Origin of the sequence: Arthrobacter oryzae (assembly GCF_030812315.1) — a bacterium.
Taxonomy (GTDB): Bacteria; Actinomycetota; Actinomycetes; order Actinomycetales; family Micrococcaceae; genus Arthrobacter; species Arthrobacter oryzae_B.
Genome location: NZ_JAUSSM010000010.1, coordinates 91549 through 110938 on the forward strand (window position 1 = coordinate 91549; position 19390 = coordinate 110938).

General features: G+C 60.0%; 11 protein-coding genes and 1 pseudogene. 5 read left to right on the top strand and 7 right to left on the bottom strand.

Annotation, left to right across the window (positions count from 1 at the left end):
* Positions 1–16 precede the first annotated feature (16 nt).
* Genes J2S97_RS18700 through J2S97_RS18715 form a run of 4 tightly spaced genes read left to right on the top strand, consistent with a single transcriptional unit; the run spans position 17 to position 5523 of the window.
* Positions 17–1294 carry an MFS transporter gene (locus tag J2S97_RS18700; protein ID WP_307051445.1) on the top strand — a complete coding sequence of 426 codons (1278 nt, stop codon included), beginning with the start codon at positions 17–19 and terminating at the stop codon, positions 1292–1294.
* Positions 1287–3020, top strand: coding sequence for a DUF5605 domain-containing protein (locus J2S97_RS18705; RefSeq protein ID WP_307051446.1), 1734 nt, complete (start codon positions 1287–1289; stop codon positions 3018–3020). The genes J2S97_RS18700 and J2S97_RS18705 overlap by 8 nt, the downstream gene beginning before the upstream one ends.
* Complete coding sequence (locus J2S97_RS18710) at positions 3020–4768, top strand: hypothetical protein (RefSeq protein ID WP_307051447.1); 1749 nt, start codon at positions 3020–3022, stop codon at positions 4766–4768. Before J2S97_RS18705 ends, J2S97_RS18710 begins: the two co-directional genes overlap by 1 nt.
* Positions 4765–5523, top strand: coding sequence for an SDR family NAD(P)-dependent oxidoreductase (locus tag J2S97_RS18715; protein WP_307051448.1), 759 nt, complete (start codon positions 4765–4767; stop codon positions 5521–5523). The genes J2S97_RS18710 and J2S97_RS18715 overlap by 4 nt, the downstream gene beginning before the upstream one ends.
* A 158-nt stretch (positions 5524–5681) precedes the next feature.
* On the opposite strand, the gene J2S97_RS18720 is transcribed toward J2S97_RS18715, so the two are convergent.
* From J2S97_RS18720 to J2S97_RS18735, 4 genes and pseudogenes are all read right to left on the bottom strand, one after another.
* Complete coding sequence (locus J2S97_RS18720; protein ID WP_307051449.1) at positions 5682–7535, bottom strand: hypothetical protein; 1854 nt, start codon at positions 7533–7535, stop codon at positions 5682–5684.
* 175 nt (positions 7536–7710) lie between these two features.
* Positions 7711–8754, bottom strand: coding sequence for a family 43 glycosylhydrolase (locus tag J2S97_RS18725; protein WP_307051450.1), 1044 nt, complete (start codon positions 8752–8754; stop codon positions 7711–7713).
* Between the two features lie 52 nt (positions 8755–8806).
* Positions 8807–11218, bottom strand: coding sequence for a glycoside hydrolase family 3 N-terminal domain-containing protein (locus J2S97_RS18730; protein ID WP_307051451.1), 2412 nt, complete (start codon positions 11216–11218; stop codon positions 8807–8809).
* A 268-nt stretch (positions 11219–11486) separates the two neighbouring features.
* Positions 11487–11780, bottom strand: a pseudogene (locus tag J2S97_RS18735) (phosphogluconate dehydrogenase C-terminal domain-containing protein); the annotation flags it as partial.
* A 558-nt stretch (positions 11781–12338) separates the two neighbouring features.
* Here J2S97_RS18735 and J2S97_RS18740 point away from each other — a divergent pair.
* Positions 12339–13409: an IS110 family transposase gene (locus J2S97_RS18740; protein ID WP_307051452.1), complete on the top strand. Its 1071-nt coding sequence runs from the start codon at positions 12339–12341 to the stop codon at positions 13407–13409.
* Between the two features lie 2476 nt (positions 13410–15885).
* Here the strand turns inward: J2S97_RS18740 and J2S97_RS18750 are convergent.
* The 3 genes from J2S97_RS18750 to J2S97_RS18760 form a co-directional block, all read right to left on the bottom strand.
* Positions 15886–16677: an SDR family NAD(P)-dependent oxidoreductase gene (locus J2S97_RS18750; protein ID WP_307051453.1), complete on the bottom strand. Its 792-nt coding sequence runs from the start codon at positions 16675–16677 to the stop codon at positions 15886–15888.
* A 174-nt stretch (positions 16678–16851) separates the two neighbouring features.
* Positions 16852–17673, bottom strand: coding sequence for a sugar phosphate isomerase/epimerase family protein (locus J2S97_RS18755; RefSeq protein ID WP_307051454.1), 822 nt, complete (start codon positions 17671–17673; stop codon positions 16852–16854).
* A gap of 160 nt (positions 17674–17833) precedes the next feature.
* The gene (locus tag J2S97_RS18760) at positions 17834–19246 is read right to left on the bottom strand and encodes an MFS transporter (RefSeq protein ID WP_307051455.1); all 1413 of its coding nucleotides are present in this window, start codon (positions 19244–19246) and stop codon (positions 17834–17836) included.
* Positions 19247–19390 lie beyond the last annotated feature (144 nt).

The window sequence follows — 19390 nt, forward strand, 5'->3', positions numbered from 1 at the left end:
CTTGTGAGGAAACAGGATGACTTCTTCCGTGAAACCGGACCGTTCAGGGCAGCGAACCGTTGCTCTGTCCGACGAGGGCTTCCCTCTCTATGGACTTCTTGCACTCTCCGGGGCAATTTTCATTTCCATGGCCACGGAGTTTCTGCCCGGCGGGCTGATCCCGCAGATCGCTGCAGACTTCGACCGGTCAGCAGGAGACGCCGGACACCTCATAACGATCTTTGCACTCACCGTCATCCTTACGGCAGCCCCCGTCGCCATCCTTACCCGCCGGGTCCCGCGGAAGGCGTTGATACTCATTGCTTTCGCCCTGATTGGTATGGGCAACATCGCCACGGTCTTGTCGCCGTCGTTTGAGTTCCTGCTGGCTGCACGGGTTGTGGGAGCCCTCGCACATGGGGCGTTCTGGTCCGTGGTGGCCGCATACCCGGCCCATCTTGTTCGTCCCACTCAGCTTGCCAAAGCAACCGCGCTCACGGCTGCCGGCGGATCAGTCGCAGGAGTTGTGGGAATACCTCTGGGAAACGCTGTTGGACAGGCCTTCGGATGGCGCGTCTCCTTCGGGGTCCTGGCAGCGCTGGTTGTGCTGACTGGATTGCTGATGGCCTGGAAGCTGCCACCCATCGCCGTCCCACGCAGCATAAAACACTCCTCAAAAGGGCCTCCTGCCGCGCGCCGGGATGCGACGCTTCCGGCGATCCTGATCGTGTGCCTGCTCTTCATCCTTGTGGTGGGCGCCCAAAACAGTTTTGGAACGTTCAACGTGGTGTGGTTGCTGGATGTAGCCCACGTGGCGCCTGCGGCTGTTCCCATCATGCTCTTCATAGGTGGTGTGGCCAGTGCCGTGGGAGTGGCCCTGACCGGAGTTCTGTACAACAAGTTCCCCATCCGGCTCTTCCTCGTTTCCATCGCTGTCCTTGCGGGGCTTCTTGGATCCCTGCCAGTTGTGGCGGGCTCCGAGCCGGCCGTGTGGCTGTTGTCGGCTTTGCTGGGTGCAGTTTTCGGTGGTGTGCCCATCATGCTGCAAACACGCATGATGATCTCGGCATCCCCCCGGATGCGCAATGCAGCCGCCGCATTGCAAACAACGGCCATCAACATCGGGATCGGCGGAGGAGCTTTCATGGGCGGTGTAGTGCTTGACCGGATCTCACTTGACGCCCTGCCGTTCTGGGCTGCCATCTGCATGCTGGTAGCCCTTGCAGCCGCGGGTGTTTGGGAAATTTACAATGAACGGCGCCGAAATAACGGGCCACGAAAAGAGAAAGTAGTAAACCATGGCGTTTATGGGTGAACACACGAAAGCCCGATTGATTCTTGACTACGAGGCCGGCAGGGCAGCGTTGTCTGAAGCACTGCCGGAATTCACCAGCCACCCCGAAAACTTTGGGAGTGCCGGCGATCTGCCCATTGGGGCTTTGGCGACAGTATTCCGCGTGAAGGAAGCCGCGCAAGAGAAGCTGTGGCTCAAGCTTTCCACCATAGAGGTGCCCGACCGTGTGGAAGTTCCGCCCATAGCTCCCGACCCCGGCTACGAAGTGCCAGACGTTGCCCTCGCGTCGGCACGGATCAGCGTTCCGGCAGCCGGACGAGTCAACGAGACTGTGGAAATTGCCTTCGAAGGACCTTCACACGGCAACCCGTTCACCGACGTCGAACTCCATGCGTACTTCTCACTGGACGGCGAGGAAATCCGTGTAGGGGGTTTCTACGACGGAAACGGACGGTATCTGGTTCGTTTCCTTCCGGAAAGGCCAGGGCAGTGGCAGTTCAGGACAGAGTCAACCGCACGGTCCCTCAACGGGCACGCCGGCACTGTCCGTGTTGAACCTGGTCCTGCCCGCGGTGCGGTACGCGTAGCAGAGACGTTCCACTTCTCTTACGCCGACGGCGAGGTGTACCGGCCCGTGGGGACCACTCTTTATGCGTGGACCCATCAGAGTCCTGAACTGGAAAAAAAGACCCTGGAGACGCTGTCGACCAGCCCTTTCACCAAAGTCCGGATGTGCGTCTTTCCCAAGGGGTATATCTTCAATGACAACGACCCTGGACTCTACCCCTTCGAACAGGATGACGAAACCTGGGATACCAGCCGCTTTAACCCGAGATTCTTCCAGCACCTCGAAGACCGCATCCGCGATCTGGGCGCGCTGGGCATCGAAGCGGACGTCATTTTGTTCCACCCCTACGATCGTTGGGGTTTCCAGGATTTGGGAGCAGCAGCGGATGACCGGTACCTTCGCTACGTTGTGCGCCGCCTGGCAGCCATTCCCAACGTGTGGTGGTCGTTGGCCAACGAGTATGACTTCCTCACCGCAAAAACGTCCCGGGACTGGGAGCGCTTCGCCAAAATCGTCACGGAAGAAGATCACGCCAACCACCTTTTGTCCATCCACAACGGCACCCGGGTCTACGACTTCTCCGCGCAGTGGGCGACCCATTGCAGTCTCCAGAAAGTCGATTACTACAAGTCTGCTGAGCTGGTTGAGGACCTGCGCGAAAAGTGGGGCAAGCCGGTCGTCATGGATGAAATCGGATACGAGGGTGACCTTGAACACGAATGGGGAAACCTTTCTGCCCAGGAAGTTGTCCGGCGAGTTTGGGAAACGAATCTGCGCGGAGGCTACTATACCCACGGCGAAACCTACTATCACCCCGACGATGTACTGTGGTGGGCCAAGGGCGGGGAACTGGTCGGCCAGAGCGCAGACAGGATCGCATTCCTCGACAAGCTTGTCGCCGAGTCCCCGACACGGCGTCTCGAGCCACTGTCTCTCGCCGGCGTTCCCACTCCTGCCGGCGGCGTCGCAGGAGAGTACGAACTCCATTACTACGGCTACAGCCAGTGCCGGTATGTGACCCTGAGTGTCCCTGAGGGACGCGACGCGGTCATTGACATTATTGACACGTGGGCCATGACCACTGACACGTTGCCTGGAACTTACTCCGGCCGGCCTCGCGTTGAGTTGCCCGCCCGTCCCTTCATGGCTGTGCGCGTCCGTGTAAACAAGGCACCGTAATGGCAAGCAACCGTGAACGGCTCTTCGCAGCATCTGACGTGATCGAGGCAGGAGCATGGCGGGCCGAACTGCGCAACGACGAAATCGCCGTCATCAACTACGCAGGCGTTCCCGTGGTGCGGGGAATCCGTGCGGTGGTCCGGGACCGGGACTGGCAGACGCTGGTCCCGGCCGTTCGGGCCGTCCAACGTTCCGCCTCCGCGGAGGGCTTTTGTTTGCTCCTTGAGGTCGAATTCGAAGGGTTCGGCTGCCGGTACAACGCCACATTGAGCATTGTTTTTTCCGTAGATTCCCTCGAAGTGGTGTTCGAAGGTGAATCGCCCGCCGATTTCCACAGCAACCGCATCGGACTCGTGGTGCTTCACAGAACGGATGAGGCCGGACGAGACGTTCTCATCGGGGAAACCTCAGGCGGCCACACGCCGTCGAGATTCCCGGTAGACATCAGCCCACACCAGCCTTTCCGGAATGTCGCAACCATGCAATGGCAGCGTGACGGGGTTGATTTTGGGCTGGAACTCAGCGGCGATGTTTTCGAAACCGAAGACCAGCGCAACTGGACTGACGCGTCGTTTAAGACATACAGCCGGCCACTGTCCCTGCCCTTCCCCATGGAGGTTCCGGCCGGAAGCCGGATCCGCCAGAGTGTGAAGGTGACGGCATCAGCTGCTCAGATACCCGCACCTGAGATCAACCCTGGCGCAGACCTGGTCATCACCTCAACTGTTACTTCGGTCGTGCCTGCTTTGTCATTGCCTATAGTCTCCACCCCTGATCTGCAGACGGTATCCGGGTTATTGCCGGCAGTGGAGTCCGTGCTGGTCGAACTGGTCGCAGGGACGCCAAAAGCAGCCGAACTGGCCAAGCAGGCCGCAGAACAGGCCAAGGCCCTCAACGTGCCCTTGGATGTGAGGCTGAGCGCCGAAACACCGGATCAAATACGTGGGTTGCTTCAATTGGTTCCCACCCGGAACATCGTGCGGCTCGGAGTTTTCCATGCCACCCGCCATGTCACGGAACCGGACTTGTGGGAGGCATTGAAGTTCGCGGCTGCCGAGGCAGGTGTGGCGTCCTCGCTCATCGCCGGTGCCCGCTCGCATTTCACCGAGCTCAACCGCAACGCCCGGACGGTGCCCTGTGATGCCGAAGCGTTGACGTACAGCATGACACCACAGATGCACGCCACCGAGGTGCCCCATCTGGTGGAGAGCCTGCCGATGCAGAGCCTCACAGCACGTAACGCACTGCGGATCTCGGGGGGCCGTCCACTGCACATTGGGCCGGTCACGCTCAAACCGCGGTTCAACGCAGTATCCACATCCGCAGGCCGGGATGGAACCGGCGGGGAAGCTTCCAGCGATCCCCTCCAAGCAGACCCATTTGCAGCGGCCTGGATGTTGGGCAGTATCGCGGCCCTCAGCATTCCCGGCGTTGAGAGCATCAGCTATTTCGCATCGGTGGGACCAGGCGGCATCAGTTCGTCGACGGGTTTGACTCCCGCTGGGAAACTTCTGAAGTCCCTCGCCACCCAACGCGGCCTCAACATCCTTGAAACACGGGGGAGTCGACACGGTTTGGTCCTATACCCCGTACAGGCAGAGAGCGGCATTGACCTTTACGCGGCCAACCTGACCGCCGAAGGAATGTCCGAGAGCGTGCAACTCCCCGACGGCACCACCAAGGAATTGGTCCTTGAACCATGGACAGCTACCCTCCAGCACTTGGCAACAGAAAGAAGGACAACATGACCAGCAACCGACTCTCCGGCAAGAGCGCCCTTGTCACAGGAGCGGGTTCCGGTATAGGGCTTGCGGTGGCCCAACGATTCGCAGCTGAAGGTGCGCAGGTTTTTTTCGCGGACATCAACGTTGAGGCGGCCTCAAAGGCAGCCGCGGAGACGGGCACCGACCGTGCAATGCCAGTACACATGGATGTCTCCAACGAAGCCAGTGTCCAGGACGCGTTCAGCCTGGCAACCAAGGCCCAGGCGTTGGATATCGTTGTCGCCAATGCTGGAGTTCAACTGTTCGGACAGGACGCGAAGGTGGGCGACCTGGACCTTGACGTTTGGGAACGTACAGTGTCCATTAACCAACGCGGCGCCTTCTTGACACTTAAGCACGCTGTGCGCGCGATGGGGAGCCGGGGAGGATCGATCATCGTCACTGGTAGTCCCACGGCAGTCGTGGCCTGCGGACAGACTTTCTCGGCGTATACAAGCTCCAAGGCTGGAGTCCATGGGTTGGCCCGCGTGGTCGCTGCGGACTATGCAGCCTCCGGGATCCGGGTCAACATCGTGGTCCCCGGATACACCGAAACGCCGCTTGTCCAGACGATCGCTGATGACCCGGAGAGCCGGGCCGGGTTGGTGAACGCAACCATGCTCGGAAGGGCTGGCCGGGCTGCCGACGTCGAAGGCATCATGGTCTACCTTGCGAGCGATGATTCATCGTATGCGACCGGGGGCATCTTTACTGTGGATGGAGGCCTGACGGCCCTCTGATTCGTTCCCTGCAGAATTTCCGGGTCGGTCCTCGCCAATCTCTGGCGGGGACCTTCAGTTTTTTCAGGCATTCAGTCAGGGCACGACAATGACCGGAGTCCAGCCATGAGCTGGACCCCGGTCATGTCGCGGCATTTGCTGTGGGTCAGCCATGGGCCCTAACCGCCCGGGGTGACGACGATCTGGACGCGGTCGAGGTTCTGGGCCAGGGCGAAGGTGGCCGTCGGGTCTCCGGTGCGCTCAGACGAAACACGAAGAGCCACCAGGTACGTGCCGGGCTTATCGAACGCCGCGTTGGTCTGCAGCATGACGACGTTCCCGACCCGGACGAGCGGTGCGTCGGTGTAAACGCCGTCGCCGTCCAGATCCCATTCGGCCTTTACTACAGCGCCGGCTCCAGGCGGTACTTGCGCCTTCGCCCTCAGATTAATCGTCTGGCCAACCTTGACCGAGGTGGATTCCTTACCCTGGACTGTCAGGTCAACCGTAGGCTGAATGCCCCGTCGGGCCGCTGCGTTGTCAGGCACCACAACTTGGGCATCCGAGATCTGGTAGTTGGTGGATGCCGGCGGCTTCACCCCGTTTTCGGCCCAGGCGGCGACGTCCCGCAGGGCTTGTTCCGCCATTCCGTACCAGTTGACCAGATGCTTGGCTCGTTCCCCTGTAACGGGTGCGTTCTGGTGGTCTGCGTGGTCGTTGTAGTAGATCCTGTAGTTGTCCGTTGCGGCTTGGCCCAGGCTGGCCTGGACGCGCTGCCGGTACCAGTCCGCATGCTGGGGCAAGGCGTCCGTGTCGTAGAGGTTGTCGACCACTATGACCTTTCCGTTGATGGAGCCATCAAAAGCTGTGTTCCCTGAAACAAAGCCGGAGAAGCCTGGATCCTTCACGGGGCGCTGCGGATACAAAGCGGTGCCGTCCGCCTTGAGGAATTGCTGCAGTCCGACCCAGCCTTCGCTGGCGGGAGGGGTTTGGTAGCGGTAGTAGAAGCGGTTTGCGATGTTCCAGCGGTTATCGACCGTGTCGCCCATCTGTGCCAGTTCAGCCCGGACCCGGACGCCCAGCGGGGAGTTCTCAGTGCCCAGATACCCCGGGGTGTTCCAGAAGTCATCGGCGTATGTGGGGTCGAACCACAGGGGAATGCTGGAGTCGAGTCCGTTTGCGTACTGTTCGGAGCGGCCGAGGAGGTAGTCAGGGAACTCCCAGCCCTTCCAGGGGATTCCGAGTGCGTGGACTTCTCTCAGCATGGCCTGCTCGGCCGGATCGAGGCCGGTGTAGGGGTTTCCACTGCCGCCTGGGAGAAGTGCGTTGCTGATCTGGTCGGCTCTGTTGCCGAGAATCAGTTCAGCGGCTGATCGGCCCACGAAGTTGTAACTGGTGGGTTGGGGGACGCCTTGGACCATCGGAACAAACCCCTGCCAGACGCCGGTGCTGTTCTCGGTGGCGCCGATCGTCTGGTAGGAGCCGCCACTCGGGCCGTAGAGATAACCCGAAATCTTCCGGTTGCTTCCGTAGTACTTTGCGGCCAGTGTTTCGGCGAACTTCGCAGCCGCCGCTGTGTGCCGATACCCCAGCGCCAAAGACTTGTTGCCCGCCTGAACTGCATAACCTCCACTGGAAAGCGCGAAGCCTACGGCACGGTCATCGGCTTGGGAGGTGTCCTCCTCGGGGGTAAAGGCCGTGGGGTAGGTGTACTGGAAGAAGCGCCCCTCCCACGTGCCGAGGTCCTGTTTGGCGTGGAAGTAGACGTTGAATTCGATGTTGGTGCCCTCGAAATGCGCGCGAATCCTATGGTGGGCGATCGGAGCTGTTTCGTCCGTTTCGCTGTCGAGGACGGGTTTGGTGAATTGCGGGTCGATGCAGTCGGCAGTGATCTGCATGGCGCCAGCAACGGCAACGCACTCGGGTGCGGCTGCCATTCCCGGGGGTGCGCTTCCGAGGCCGGTTCCCAGCAGCAACGACGCTGCCAGAATACCGATGCCGCCGTGACGAGCAAGAGTGCAATTGATGCTCATGGTCCTCCTTCATTGGGGGCCCCAGGCGCGCGCGGACGGTCTTTGTCTGCGCCGAGTGAGTGGGGAAACGCACGCTATGGAACGTTTCAGAGGAGACTACCGCCCCCACCTAAATCGGTCAACCGGTTGACAAGATAGGGGCGGTAGGCTGCGATCGGCGGCCGGCGAGGTGATCCTAAGGTGTGTTGCTTTGGGGATTCCACGCGTCCTGCCAGTCGATGACGGGTCGGCGGTCTTCGAACCGGACCTCGAGCCACACGTGACGGGCCGATGAGGTGTCGGGAGCTCCAGCCTGAACGAACGCGTTAATCTCCGGGTCGGGTGTTCCGCCGGTAAATTGGGCTTCTGTTGCCTCCCACGAGCGCCGGATCATGTCGTCAGGCATGTCGGGGAGCCATCTGTCGGCAAGTGCGATGTGACGTCCATTGTCGAGGGTGAGGACCGAAGATATTTGGGAGTGGAAGGACGTGCCAGTGGCATCTTTTCTGTGTGGGTCCCCCAGAACTGTCCAAGGTCCGTGGTAATCGTCGGCCACTGCGATTTCGGAGCGATTGGGGAAGTACCAGCTGGTACCTGAGGTGATGAGGTAATGACGGCCCTCATGGCGGAAATAGGCAGGCGCTTCGCGGACGAAAGGAGGATGCGGGTGTGGGAAATGGGAGCTGAAAGTCCCCGTCACGTCCGTAAGATCCTCAGTCAGGTCCGCGCAAATGAGTTCCGAGTGAACGCGTTCAAAGAAGTAATAGCCTCGACCGGTTTCAGGATCTACGACCAAGTCAAAGTCGCCGGCACTCATCCCTAACGGTTCAAATCCTGGTCGCGCGAGTTTGTAGGGTCCCTCGAAGCGCTCAGCCTGGTAGACCCAGGAGCGCTGCTTGCCGTCTGCATGCATCACTTTCATCCAGCAAACGAAGTTTCCCGTCGTGGGGTGACGTACGATGTGGGGCCGGTCCATCATGGCTTCCGGATGCAGTGGTGAATCAGGAACATCCGGCTCTGCTGGAATGATGGTTCCCAGGTCCTGCCAGGTCAGTAGGTCGGAGGAACGGTACGCCCTGACGCCGCTGTGCCATCGTCCGGTGGCTGGCGTGGACTGGGATTTATCCTCGCCGTACCAGTAGTACTGCCCGTCCATTGTGAGGATGGAGCCTCCATGGATATGTATGCGGTTGCCTTGGGCGTCGAGCATGATTTCGCCCGGGCGGATGCTGTGGTTCATGAGAGTCACGCCTTGTCTGTGAGGGGTGGGTAACGGTGCATGCGGGCCTGAGTTAGCCGGCGTAGAAGGACCGGCTTTTACCGTCGATGAGCGCATCCGAAGCTATGTGAACCGAGTTTTTCAGCCGGATGTCAGCGGACGAAGCGCCGATCAGGATGTCCACATGACCCGCTTCGACTTTCCATTGCATCTCAGCGTCGAGGAAGGCCAGCTGAGACGTCTCAACGCGAAAGTCCACCCGGGTTTTTTGTCCCGGTTCCAGAGTGACCCTGCGGAAGCCGGCGAGTTCCAGAACCGGGCGGGAGACGGAAGCGAATCTGTCACTCAGGTAGAGTTGCACCACTTCAGTCCCGGCTCGGTCACCCGTGTTGGTGATGGCAAAGGAGGCATCGAACCCGCTATCGGCCATGACCGGCTCTTTCGACACCGAGAGTTCTGTGTAGTCGAAGGTCGTGTAAGACAAACCGTGTCCAAAGACATACCGCGGAGTGTGGGGCGAGTCGACGTAGTCGGGAAATCCTATGCTTCCTCCCTGGTGCCAGCAGGAGCCATGGGGATGGTTGTAGTAGACCGGGACCTGTCCGGCGTTTCGGGCAATACTGACTGGAAGTCGGCCCGAGGGAGAGTATTCGCCCACAAGGACGTCAACTATGGCCTCCGCGCCACCTTCTGCGGGGCTCCAAGCTTCCAAAAGCGCAGACAGGTACTTGTCCGCTGCGTCACTGGACACCGGGCGCCCATCCACGTGAATCCCGATCATCGGTTTGCCCAGCTCCGTCAGCTTGATCATGAGCTTTTCCTGGCATGCCGGAAGGTTGATATTCGTAGCGTCAATTCCTTCACCCATCGAAGCGATGGATGCCGTGCCGTGTTTGCCGCCGAGAGTCAGAAGTATGACGTCGGCTTCTGCAGCCACGGCGAGGGCTTCCTCGTGCCCGGATTCGTCAGGGCCCGCGATGGGGTACCCGTAGGCCCACTCCACCTCTGTCTCGGGCATCCGGTCAACGAGCTCTTCGAGGAGGCTGCGGATTCCTGGCTTTTGCTGCTGCAGCAAGTCCTCGAATGCTGCGCTGTCAGAAGCTTCAATCGTTGTGCCCGGAACCGTATCGGTAATAGTCCTCTGGGCGTCGCTGCTGGTGGTCAGTCCCGCCATTGAAGCGTTGACCGCCAACCTTCCTTCCGCCATCGAATAGTGTGTGTAACCGCCAAAGAAGAACCTTGCGGTAGTGGCGTGGCAGCCGATGACAGCCAGTTTCCTGATCCCGGGCCGCAGAGGAAGGACGCCGTCGTTAGTGAGCAGGACCAGCGACTCACGCGCTGATTGATTCGCGACTGCCGTGTCAGCAGGCAGCTTGAAGGAGGTGTCCCTTTCCGCCGGGTCGGGTGCAAACGGATTCTCGAAAAGTCCCATGCGGAACTTTGCCTGGAGCACCTGCTGTACGGCCCGGTCCAGCAGCGCAATGTCGGCACGTCCCTCGGCAAACCAAGCCCTCAGTTCCGGGCCGAAACCTTGGGGCACGTGGAGCTCAACGTCCAGGCCTGCGCGCAACGCGGCCAGGCCGGCATCTGCCGGGGACGGTGCGACACGCTGAACAGAATGCAGATTGCCCACCGCGCCGTAGTCAGAGACGACCAAACCGTCGAAACCCATGTGCTCCCGCAACACCGTTTTCAGGAGCCGGACGGACGCTGTGACGGGTTCCCCGCCTACCGAGTTGTAGGACGGCATCACACCCCGCAATCCCGCCCCTGAAATAACAGCCTGGAAGGGCTTGGCGTAGATCTCCATGAGGGTGCGGTCCGGCACGTTGCAATGCGCGCCGTGGATGCCGCCTTCCGTGTGGTGTGAACCGACAAAGTGCTTGGCCACGGCCTCTGTTTGCCGACCCGCGGAATCTCGCCCTTGGAGTCCCTGCGTGAACGCGACTCCCAGCGCAGAAGCGAGAGCCGGATCTTCACCGTACGTTTCGCCTTGCCGTCCCATTCGTGGATCGCGCGAGATGTCCAGGACGGGCGCCAAAGTGTGGGTGATGCCCACGGCGCGTTCCTGTTTGCCTACGATCTCCCCGACCCTGCGTTCCGCATCAACATTCCATCCAGCCGCCCGCCCCAGCCCGGAGGGAAAGCTCGTTGCACCGGGCAGGTAAGCACCGCACAGGCCCTCCATATGGAAAATCGCCGGAATACCGTGCCCAGAATGCTCCATCGCATCGTTTTGTATTCGGCGTTGAAAGGCAGTCACCTCATCCAGCGAAAGCGCTGAGCGGACTTCAAGGCACGACACTTCACCAATACCGAAGGGAAAACGCTCCGCAAAGTCCTCAGTGTTGGTGATGTCCGAAGGGAAGTAACAGGAAACCTGCGCCATTTTTTCGTCGAGGTTAAGTTCCTGAAGAAGCAGCCCTGCGCGGTCCCGGGGAGCCAGTGCGCTATTCAGCCAGGGTTTTGTCTCGTGTGTACTCAAGGAAGTCCTCAATCCACCAGTCGTTTAGCCGGTTGGGGGAAACTGGAGGGCCCAACCGGACGGCGGGGTTTCCCCACCGCGCCGGACGACAGGGCGCCGGACTTCAAAGTGAAACGCTGCACTCGTGCAACGTTATACGCAACGCTACAGATTCATTCACCACAACGCAATGGCAATTTGGCCTGGATTGGAACAATGGCAGAAACGGCCTGGAGGTGCGGCGGAGTAGTGGCCACCGCAGCGCACCGCACCGCACCTCCTAAGGGACTTAGCGCTTGACGGCGTCCAGCTTGAGCATTTTGGCGATGACGCCGTCGAGTTCGGAGTGGTCGAAGATCTTCCTCCAGTCGTCCTTGATGATGGTGTCCTTGCCGTACTGGATGGCGATTTCGCAGGCCTCGGAGAACGGGTTGGAACCGCGCAGCGCGTTGGTGAGCGCAATCTGGACGTGGCCGAACAGCATGGCCTTGGCTGCTTCCTCGGGACCGCCTGCGGTGTGGACGGTTTCGTGGAGTGCCTCGTTGAGGGTGCCGATCATGGAGGCCACGGTTTCCACGAGGGTCCGCGGACGTATTCGCGGGTGCCTGAGGCGGGAAGTTCGTCGAAGGTTTCGTGGGTGATCTTTGGTTCGACCGCGAGGTTTCGGGGGAACGCGGTGACGTGCTTTTGGCGGATCCAGGTCAGAGCAAATTCTGGTTCTGACGTTCTGACGCCCGAAGCGGTCTTTACCGTGAAGCCGCTCTGACCCGCGAAAACAACGAATTAGTTCATGGACCGGGAGTTCTCGCAGCTACTTCCACTCCCGCGCTTTTAACGCCTGTGAGGATTGGGGTGGCTGGTCTGGGATTGGCTGGCAGAGTAGGTGCAGGCCGTTCCACCCCGCGGTCGTGACTCATTAAACGCTTGGCCCCGTCTGGGTGTCCTGTTATCGACTTGTCCGTCCGTTGGGTGGGCGGCCGGCACCTGCCCGGCCCACATCGGTGACTTGATCAGAAGATTGTCCGCCCCCGCGGGGGCGTGGCTCGTCACAGTGCTGTTCCGAAGTGACCTCTACCCGGACTGGTACCGGCCCGTAACGGCCTGACCATGTCCGCGAAATGAGGAAGGTGCCAGAACCGCTATGACTATCGTTGCGTATTCCCACCCGTTTGTCGTGGGTGTCGACACCCACGCCCGGAAGCACGTTTTCGCCATCATTGCCGCGCCAAGCGGCGAACGGATCGAAAACCGGGATTTCCCAGCGACGGGCGCCGGGATCAACCGCGCCATTGCTTGGGTGGCGCGTCGCACCGAGGCCGACCTGGCCACTCTATGGGTGATTGAGGGCGCGGCTTCTTACGGTGCCGTGTTGGCCGGTGCTGCCGCAGCTGCCGGCTACCAGGTTGCTGAAGCCACGCGCATGGATGCCCTGCCGCGTCGTGGGGTTGGTAAGTCGGATCCGTTGGACGCGCACCGGATCGCTTCTGCCGTCCTTTCCCTGGAAGAGGATAAGTTGCGCCGGCCACGGTTGAACGAAGGGGTCCGCGCAGCGTTGCGGGTCCTCGTCACTGCGCGTCATTCGATGACAACCGACCGGACCAGGACCGTGAACGCGTTGACTGCGCTGCTCCGGATCAATGATTTGGGTTTTGATGCGCGCAAGTCGTTGAGCGGAAGTCAGATACTGGAGGTGTCCCGGTGGCGGGTCCGTGAGGAAGCTCTTGCTGTATCGGTGGCCCGCTCTGAAGCGGTCAGACTGGCCAAGCGCATCGGCGACCTTGACGCTGAGATCAAAGCAAACGGCTCCCGGATCACCGGACTGGTTGAGGTAAGCGAAGCGGCGCCGCTGCTGCAGGAAGCCGGCTTCGGACCAGTCACGGCAGCAATTTGTCTTACCGCTTGGTCTCATCAGGGCCGGGTACGTTCCGAGGCGGCTTTCGCCTCCCTGGCCGGGGTCAACCCCATTCCCGCTTCATCTGGAAATACCGTCCGTCATAGGCTCAACCGCGGCGGCGACAGGACCCTGAACAAAGCCCTTCACATGGTTGCTCTTACGAGGATGGCGTTCGATCCAGCGACCATCGAGTACGTAGCGAAACGGCAAGCAGAAGGGCGAACCAAGAAAGAAATTCGTCGGTGCGTGAAGCGCTACCTCGCCCGACGGATCTACCGCACACTCAATGCCAACAGTCCCCAGCCATTGCTACATTGACAACCATAGAAGAGTCGATAATGACGTTTCGTCGTTCTGGCCTCAGCCGGCACATCCTGGTTTTGCTTTTGCGTGTTTGTCATTCTGAGATGCCGTCGTCGTAGCCGACTCGTCGGTAAGGGGAGGGCGAGACGCGGGACTGGTTCTGGATCAACCGAGTCAGTGAACTCCGGTGCCTATGCGCCGCGCGAGCCGGTTGGATCGGGCATTGGAGTGGGGAAAAGAGCGTGTGCACATTGTGCACACTTGGGGCTTCAGATCGGGTCGTACTGGTGGCGGACTGGGCCAGATTGCGGAGGTTTTCGGGGGAGTGGCGGATTCGCAGGGGTCGGAATATAGTTCGACTCCCACCTCGGGCACGCATGACCCCTCGTCAGAGGGGTTTTTGCTTTAATGTGTGGACATTGACCTTCCGCGGGTTCCTCTGACGCTGTCCGCGGTCTGTGCCTGGCGCCGCGGGCACCTATTCGGTTGTGTGGGTGGCGTGGTCAGGGCCTGGCTGGTGGCCCCTCCGCCTGCTGGAATCAAAGGATATGGTCGTCCTTTCTTGCTGTTCCGGTGGTCAGTTGTTGGCTGTGACTCATTCATGGCCAAGAGTTGTGGTGACGACATGACCAATGCGAATCCTCTTCGAGGATCTTCCTCGGAGAGCTGCTTTCTGCGGGCCAGGTAGAGTGCGCTCATCGCGTGTTTGTCCGGCCAAAAGCGGTGTGCACATTGTGCACATCCTTGTGCACGGCGGCTTTTCGACCCGCATTTGATCCCTTCCGTCTGGTTCTGCCTTCACTACTTCATGAAGTTCCCTGTTTCAGGCGACATGACTTTCCGGTATAGATCGTCGGTGTCGTTGGACGTTCCGGGTTCAGCGGGAACCGCTATCTGTGGCTGGCGTGCGAGCCGTCGACAGTGTGAAGGTGTGTGGGATCCGGACTCTTCTTCCGGGGCGGTCCTGGTTTGGTTGATCCGTCATGGCCGGTCCGTGTCTAGACGCGCGGCTATCGGGTGACTACCTGAGCCTGCTCTTCAACGGCCATGGGCTTGCTGGCAGGCGAGGATGACCGGAAACGGCCGGCGCATCACGCGGCGGGTCTCGGGCATACGGAGTTTGTCCGGCAAGCTGAGGGTTGAAAGACGTCGAACCGAGACATGGGCGGCCCCATCACTACCGTCTGATGAAACGTCTAGTTGATATGTCTCGCAACCGGGGCTCGATCTTGGTGTCCTCGCCGAGTCTTACGAGACACTTCTGTCGGGTTGGGATCTGAGAGTTTCTGGAGCCATTGTCAGAAGTGCCGAATCGGACCCTATTCTGACAGCCTTTCGGCTACCTGCCTGACGTCAGGTTGGGGTGTGGTCTAACCCCGAGGCACAGCCGATTTACGCAACGGAGAGGCTGTTTGCTGAAACATGCAACCATTGAAATTCGTGAATGTGAGGGTCACCCGCCGGCGGTGTGCGCGCCTGCAGCCCCATTGTGGCGTCTTGGTCCTGCCAGGTATTCGAAAGCGCTCCATGTTGGCGAAACCAGCTGGCAGTCGTGTCGGTGACGGGCAGCGAATGACGGCCGACGCTTTTGTCCTGCTCGAAATACCGCGGGGCCGTCACAGGACAGGCATGTCAATTCCTGCCGGGCTACTTTCCGCTTTTCTGGTAGGAGTCCCGCGAATTCTGTGGCGGTTCATTCCGTGCCATCCAGAACGCTTTTTGCCATGTACAAGGTGCCTCCTCGTGTAGATGTCTGGGAATGAGGATCAGGGTGACCGTCGATGCGTCCTTGGCAGCCTGCCGCTTCCCGCGAAGCCTCTGACTCTAGGTTTCCCCACAAATCCACCTGTGCCAGTGCTGGCCGACAAAGGTCATGCCCCCTGGAGACTCTGTTCGACGCCCGCCGGCACCACGTGTTCTTCATTACCGTGCCGGCCGAGGTCCTGGACACCGCAGCGGCGAGTAGACCCACAGCCAGTACGCCATCATCGAACAGATCAATGCCGACCTCAAAGACGGTGCCCTGGCCCATCTGCCGTCGGTGTCTTGGCCGCGAACTCTGTCTGTCGCGTTGCCGGGGTCGTGGCACACGATCTTGCTCCGCGATAATTGCCCGGGGGCGGCACTTTAAGTTCGAGGCGGTGCTTTGCAGCCCGTTCGCCGGCCTCGAGATCAGATCCGCTGTCCAACACCATTGGCCGGCCTCCGGCTTCTGGGGACAATGCCTTACCACCACTCGGTGACCGCAATCGATGCGCTTTTAGAGTTTCGTCGATGGTTCGACAACTCCGAACGGTATCGGCGCCGTCGAGCCGGCGCGACGAAGGGACGGCCGGGTGGGACCGCCACCCCAACGCAAGGGTCCTCTGCCCGCCACGGCAGGCGAAGGCAATTGCCGGGGTCTGGCGTCGCCGGTGGTGAGCTTTGCGGTGGCGGTGCTCTACCGGGCGACGGCTACGTCAATTTCCGCGGTAACGGTACGGTTCGAGCCTCAAGATTTAGAGCTAGGTCGACCAGGAATATGGCTAAGAATAGACTTAGAGAATCCACCATCAACACAGATGTCTTGCCCGGTGACATAGCCCGCCAGAGGGCTTACAAGAAACTCGATAACGTTCGCAATGTCCGTGGGTTCTCCGATCCGTGCCAACGGGATAATATCTTCCCTTGCCTTCTTGATTTGGGGATCTTCATACATTTTTTCAGTCATCCGTGTATGAGTCATACCCGGGGATACCACATTTACACGAATTCCTTCAGGTGCCCATTCCAATGCGAGTGTCTGGGCCAGCATCGTCAACGCAGCCTTGCTGGGGCTGTAAGCACCAGATCCGGCATGTGGGAGCTGGCCAGACATTGACGAGGTAAAACAAGCGGAACCGCGGCTCTGCCTCAAATGCGGGTAGCTTGCTTTGGCAAGAAGCCACGGGCCGCGGAGGTTAACGGAGAACATGCTGTCCCAGTCCTCAACAGATAGGTCACAGATGGCAGCGGGGCTGGCGACTCCGGCATTCGCCACCAACGCGTCCAGGCCACCGAATTCAGCTATCGCAGCTTCTACCAGTTTGCTTGGCACCTCGGGATCGGCGAGGTCGCCTGCCAATGCGATGGCGGTACCTCCCATGGACTGGATGGAACGAACAACTTGCTCTTGGCTACTGTTCGTTTCGTGTCCACACACCGCAATCATCGGCTGAACGCCCCGAGCCAGAGCGGCCTCTGCGATTCTGAGGCATGTAGCCGCGCCTATGCCGCTACTTCCGCCACTTACCAACGCTCTCATCGCACACTCTCCTTTTAAAAGAAATTCACATGGGAATCATTTGAATACCGAAAGACGATGGAAATCATAGGCTGCAAAACGCAGGTCGATGTGCAGTTCAATTCGCAAATCTATTCCGGTTTGATTATATTTTAAGAGCAACCGCTTGACGCGTTGCAGTCTCCAATACTGGAGTTAATTTCCTAGTTCCCAGCCTCGATTTTTGAGATCCTGCATCGCCTTCTTGAACTCTTGCACCGGGTTCTCTTCGCGAATGATCTCAAGAACAACGTTATTGACTCCACAGGTTGCTTTGACGGCATTGCCTAATCCATTCCAGTCGATCACTCCAGTGCCGATCGGGTCATGCCCCCAGGTTTCCGTGCCCGTATCGGAAATATGCACTAGTCCAATTGATTCGTGATAGGAGAGCAAGCTGTCGACGGGATCCTCTCCAATGTAAGCAGCATTGGCGACGTCGTATACGATCTTGACTGAGTCGTCGTTGACCGTGCTTACGACGCCTGCCAGGTCCTCAATGGTGGGGGTGAAGCAATAGGGAGTGTTTTCGAAAAGTAGTCGTGTGCCGGCCTGCTTGGCCAGCGGAATGAGATTCTCCAGACTCTCGTACATCCACCCGTAGGTCTTCTCGAGTGAAGGTGAGATCATTGGGCGCCTTGTGCCGGGGGATATCACAACTTCGGGGACGCCCCAGGCTTCGGCCAGGTCGATTACCGACTTGATGTGCTCGGTACTTTTGCGGCGCATGTTGGCGCCGGGGCTGGCCAGGTTGATGTCATAGCCGCCCGCGTTCAGCGACCTGATTTTTGCGCCGTATTCATCGAGCCTCGCATAGCTTGCTGAACGCTCCGAGTTGGATATTTCATCCGGCCAACAATGCGGAGAGCTGACCGGAACTTCGAAGGTCTGATAGCCATTCTCGACCAGTTCCGCTATCGCATCAATAGCAGTAGATGACCATAGATAGGAAAAGGTGTTAATAATCATTTGGTTCATTTAGAACATCCTCGCGGTTCTGCGTCTACGGAGAAAATTGTGAATTTCGATCCAGCGGAGGGAATTGCGCTGGAGGGCTCGGCGGCTCAACGGGACCCGGGGCTGAGGCACCCCCGTCTTGCCCGGTCGAGCCGCCACCGCTTCCTGTGGACAAGTGGGCCTACCGGGAACGCGTCACTTCGTCTGCGGCCTGCGGAGTGCTCAGGAGCAGGCGTTCGCCTTCGAGTACCTCGGGGTCGGCGGGAGCTACGGTGGCTCGGGCGGCGCGGCTGCCGGTCTCCGGGAGGGTGAAGTAGACGATGAGGCTGAGGGCGACAATGGCGATCATGTAGACCGCGACGAGCATTGGCTGTCCGGCGCCGACGAAAGCAGCGGCGATCAGCGGCGCGGTGCCACCGAAGACTGCAATCACGATTTGGTGTGCGAAGCCGATGCCCGATACCCGTACCGAAGCTGGGAACAGCTCGGCCTGGATGGTCGGATATACCGACTGCCAGACACCGAGAACCACCCACCCGGACGCCGATACCAGAACGTAAACACCGAAGCCCGGCTGGTTCAGCAGCAGGAGCATGGGGTAGAAGAGAACGATCATGCCGATGGCGCCGATGATGGGGAAGATTTTGCGTCGGCCGAGTCGATCAGAAAGCGCGCCGCAGACCGGCACGATGATCACGAGCAAGGCCAGTCCGATAACGCTCCCGGCCAGGGTGGAGGACAGGTCCCGGCCGGTGGTCAGCTTGGCGTAGGTGGGAAGGAAGGTGGCCCAGGTGTAGTAGGCCACGGCCGGGGCAGAGAGCGCTGCTGCCTGCAGCAGCGCCTTCGGGTGTTCGCGAAGGAGTTCCATCAGGCGGGCCGCGGCGGACTTGTGATCGACGAGGGACTCTGCCTCAAACTCAGGGGTCTCCTCTGCCCGGGCCCTCAAGATAAGGCCGACGATGCCGAGGATGCCTCCCACAACGAATGGGATGCGCCAGCCCCAGGCGGCGAGGTCGGCGGGTGAAAAGGATGAGGTCACCAGTGCCGCGGCCCCGGTCGCTACGAGGGTCGCAAGGCCGCTCGCCATGTTGGTGAAGGAACCGAACAGGCCCCTCCGGTTCGCTGGAGCGTGCTCAACCATGAACGCGATGGCGCTCTGTCCCTCGCTACCGGCCGAGATGCCCTGGATGATGCGTGCAACCAGAAAGAGAACGGGCGCAGCGTAGCCGATGGTCGCAAACGACGGCGTGAGGCCGATGATGAGCGATCCTAGCGCCATCCCGGAGACGGACAGTGTCAGGATGAGCCTTCGGCCGAAACGGTCGGCCAGTGGAGAGATGATGATGCCGCTGAGCGGGCGTACAACAAACCCGACTGCGTAGGCGAGCAGTGCCGCGATCAAGGAGGCGAACGGGGAATCGCTTGGAAATATCTGTGATGAGAACACCGCTGCCAGGAGCCCGTAGATGTACCAGTCGTACCACTCCACGAAGTGGCCGATCGTGCCTGCAACGATGTTGTGGCGGCTGCGGCCGGGCGCCTTGAGCTGATCGGAAGGGTCCGGGCTGCGGAGGGCGTCTTGCGAGGTCTTCATTGAACTCTCCATATTTTCACGTTTGTTGCGGAGGGATATTGGACGATTTCCCGGACACCTGAAAGGGGTGTGCGGGTCTCGCCCGGCTGTAACTCGGCTCGACGGACAATCGACCGCCAAGACCAACAGCCAGAGCAGCTTGTA

Bases quoted from the DNA above. Each gene is read 5' to 3' on its own strand.
- J2S97_RS18700 (WP_307051445.1), top strand. From the start codon at position 17: ATGACTTCTTCCGTGAAACCGGACCGTTCAGGGCAGCGAACCGTTGCT.
- J2S97_RS18705 (WP_307051446.1), top strand. From the start codon at position 1,287: ATGGGTGAACACACGAAAGCCCGATTGATTCTTGACTACGAGGCCGGC.
- J2S97_RS18710 (WP_307051447.1), top strand. From the start codon at position 3,020: ATGGCAAGCAACCGTGAACGGCTCTTCGCAGCATCTGACGTGATCGAG.
- J2S97_RS18715 (WP_307051448.1), top strand. From the start codon at position 4,765: ATGACCAGCAACCGACTCTCCGGCAAGAGCGCCCTTGTCACAGGAGCG.
- J2S97_RS18720 (WP_307051449.1), bottom strand. From the start codon at position 7,535: ATGAGCATCAATTGCACTCTTGCTCGTCACGGCGGCATCGGTATTCTG.
- J2S97_RS18725 (WP_307051450.1), bottom strand. From the start codon at position 8,754: ATGAACCACAGCATCCGCCCGGGCGAAATCATGCTCGACGCCCAAGGC.
- J2S97_RS18740 (WP_307051452.1), top strand. From the start codon at position 12,339: ATGACTATCGTTGCGTATTCCCACCCGTTTGTCGTGGGTGTCGACACC.
- J2S97_RS18750 (WP_307051453.1), bottom strand. From the start codon at position 16,677: ATGAGAGCGTTGGTAAGTGGCGGAAGTAGCGGCATAGGCGCGGCTACA.
- J2S97_RS18755 (WP_307051454.1), bottom strand. From the start codon at position 17,673: ATGAACCAAATGATTATTAACACCTTTTCCTATCTATGGTCATCTACT.
- J2S97_RS18760 (WP_307051455.1), bottom strand. From the start codon at position 19,246: ATGAAGACCTCGCAAGACGCCCTCCGCAGCCCGGACCCTTCCGATCAG.